The sequence below is a fragment of the Abditibacteriota bacterium genome, assembly GCA_017552965.1.
Lineage (GTDB): Bacteria > Armatimonadota > UBA5829 > UBA5829 > UBA5829 > RGIG7931.
Genome location: JAFZNQ010000066.1, coordinates 1 through 2,997 on the forward strand (window position 1 = coordinate 1; position 2,997 = coordinate 2,997).

Consider the following 2,997-nt stretch of genomic DNA (forward strand, 5'->3'; position numbering starts at 1 on the left):
ACCCCCCGGCGGTGAGTATGGTGCCGTGCCGTGGCCCTTCCGACAGTTTGAAGGGGATCTCTTATTCACCCCACGAATACCTTTATTCGTGGGGGCCCCGAATTACCGGTTTTGCCTGACGTCAAAACCGCCGAGATGACGTCTGGATCGGCCGCCGGCCCAACGGGACAAAAAACCGGAAAGCCTTCTTGCTGCCAACCCCGGCGGCAGGCCTGCGTCGTAAACGGCTTTCTTTCCTTCAGAGACGACGGTGATCCATAAAAAATGCAATTTATAAATTTGAAGTTTTTACGCGTTTTTGCACATTTTTAGGAAGTTTTAAGTATTTTTAAGAAACTCAAAAAAACTACAATAGTTGTAAAAATGCTGGACTCTTGGTTGAAAGTGTTGAAGTTTTCCTCTTGATATGGTATAATAAATTGTAAGACATTACGGCGCGTTGCTGACAAAATCAGGCAGATAAAAAATGTGCCGGCTCCATATGGAGCCAACACATCTCAGTCCGAATATCTCTATTCAAACCATCGCAAGTTTTCGGGAAAGATACCGGGAATCGGTCCGGCCCCACTGCAAGCGGATTATTCACTTATGTTTTAGATACGGACGGAAATCTGATTGTCGGTAAACGTCACAACCGCAACAACATAAGCGGCAAATCCCCTCATCCAACCCTTATAGGAGGGAAAGATCCGGTAGTAGAGTGCGCCGGGATGATAAAGCTTAATAAGGGTCGTATTTGTTGGTTCGACAATGCAAGCGGTCATTTCAGGCCGAACAATAAATCGCTGGAAAAAGTGACTCAGATCATGAACAAGCTTCGCGATAAGCATCCGGAGCTATTCACCAATAATTACGAAGGAGCCAAAAACTATGAATGACAAACTTGAAGCGATCACCAAGGATTTGTTCAGCAGAGATGCTATCGATGTTATGAATGACAATTCACCCATTGGAGACGAACTGTATGATTCGCTCATTGGTAAAGCCCGGGCTGCTATTGAAGAATTTGGCTGGTTGCAGGTATTTGAAAGCTGAGAACGATATATGCTTGAACACTGTCGGACGCCAAAAGACGCCAGAAGCTTTGCAACTTGGTTTTGGTCATATGATGGCCACGAACATGTTATTCCCGATCCTTACGGTTTTCTTGCGCATCTCTATGATATATTTGATTTGAAACCGGTCAAATACGATGCTCAGATCATGGATGACGTTTCATACGGGCTCCTTGAAGCAGCAGGGATCAAAAAACACTTGTGGATCGACGATGACTATACGACAGAGCGGGACCCCGAAATGATAAAAGCGGTGGAAAAGCTCCGAAAAGAGCGCAGCGAGAGCGGCGGTTAATAACGGCGCAGCCCTTGTTTGCTGTTCCAGTCGGCGAGAGGCGGGTACTTACGATGCTTATGATTGCCGTCATCCCGTTGTCCCGTTTAGCACCAACCTCATCCCGGAGCAAACTGCGTCCCGTTCAAAATAAACGTCATCTCGGCGACAAGCCGTCAGGCTTGGCGGTAAGAGATCCCCTTAAAAAGAACCGCGAGCCACAACCCCGCGTCATCTCGGCGGCATTGGCTTCGCCCACAACCCCGCGTCATCTCGGCGGCATTGGCTTCGCCCACAACCCCGCGTCATCTCTGCGCAAACGGCATATGTCAAACGCACTGGCGTTTGGCCGTTTGCGCTTTGAGATCCGGGACAGAGCCATTTGCCTGTTCCTTGCTCCGGCAAAGCCGGAGAAGGCAAATGGAAATGTCCGTACAAGCGGGGTACAGGAAGTGCTTCCGACCGCATCGACGGCTGAAAGCCGTTGGAGGGGCCGTATTGCGGGGTCTGGAAAAAGCCCCGGTCGCGGAAAAGATCCCGTCGTAAAGTGCGCAGGAATGATTTATTTCTATAAAGGAAGGATAAAGGGTGTTGATACAATGAGCGGTCATTTCAGACCAAACAGCAAATCACTGGAAAAGGTATATTGCGCATTAAGAAAGCTATATGAAAATACACCTGACGTTTTTGACAAAAATTTCAAATGGGAGTAAAGTATGAAGAATACCGATATTAACGAAATTATCAGCTATCTGTTTGATCGTCCGTGGGACGAAGATCTGAATGACGATGATGAAGAACAATTGCAAATTGCATATAACGATATCATAGATAAATACGGGTGGCAGGGGGTCTTTCCGGCAATAGATCAATACATGAGAACCAGGTGCAATGATGGAATAACTGCTTGTAATTTTGCCCATCTGTTATGGAATTACAACTATGAGTCTCCTCAACATTTTTCAGATCCATATTGCTTATTGGCATATCTGTATTACAGAATGGATATGGATCCCAAGAAGTATGATGCTGTTGATATAATGGACGGATTAGCGCAGGAGCTTTTGTCTTCGCCTGATGACAGAAGTCACGATCCGTTTTGGAATACGAATTATATTCCGGAGAAAGATCCATTGATACTATCGGCTGTGGAAAAGCTCCGAAAAGAGCGCAGCGAGAGCGGGAACAAATAAATGCCCCGGGTCATTTCCGGTTCCCGTTGGCGGCAAGGCATCAACGACCGACATACCGGCGCTGAAGGGGTCATCCCTTGCTTGCGATCCGTTTCCCTCTCACAGCCTGTGGCTGTGAGAGGGAAACTCTTTATTGTCATCCCGTCCCCAAGCCCACAGGGCTTGGGGACGGGATCCCCTTCAAAAGAAATGCGGGCCAAGGCGCCTTTTCTGTCCCGTTCAACTCCAACGTCATATCGGCGGCGAGGGCTTATTGCCCTCGCCGGTAAGATATCCCCTGTCACGGAGCCGCGAGCCCGGGCCACGGACCGGCCCGACGGGACAAAACATACTTACCCCCCGGCGGTGAGTATGGTGCCGTGCCGTGGCCCTTCCGACAGTTTGAAGGGGATCTCTTATTCACCCCACGAATACCTTTATTCGTGGGGGCCCCGAATTACCGGTTTTGCCTGACGTCAAAACCGCCGAGATGACG

Annotated in this window: 4 protein-coding genes; all 4 read left to right on the plus strand. The window is 48.7% G+C overall.

The features are described 5' to 3' along the window. Positions 1-870 precede the first annotated feature (870 nt). Genes IK083_06225 through IK083_06240 form a run of 4 tightly spaced genes read left to right on the plus strand, consistent with a single transcriptional unit; the run spans position 871 to position 2,522 of the window. Positions 871-1,035 (plus strand): hypothetical protein, encoded by a 165-nt coding sequence (locus IK083_06225; protein ID MBR4749147.1) that lies wholly within the window; start codon positions 871-873, stop codon positions 1,033-1,035. 9 nt (positions 1,036-1,044) lie between these two features. After that, the gene (locus IK083_06230; protein ID MBR4749148.1) at positions 1,045-1,350 is read left to right on the plus strand and encodes a hypothetical protein; all 306 of its coding nucleotides are present in this window, start codon (positions 1,045-1,047) and stop codon (positions 1,348-1,350) included. A gap of 59 nt (positions 1,351-1,409) precedes the next feature. Next, positions 1,410-2,042 (plus strand): hypothetical protein, encoded by a 633-nt coding sequence (locus tag IK083_06235; GenBank protein MBR4749149.1) that lies wholly within the window; start codon positions 1,410-1,412, stop codon positions 2,040-2,042. 3 nt (positions 2,043-2,045) lie between these two features. Next, on the plus strand, positions 2,046-2,522 hold the full coding sequence (locus tag IK083_06240; protein ID MBR4749150.1) for a hypothetical protein: 477 nt from the start codon (positions 2,046-2,048) through the stop codon (positions 2,520-2,522). Positions 2,523-2,997 lie beyond the last annotated feature (475 nt).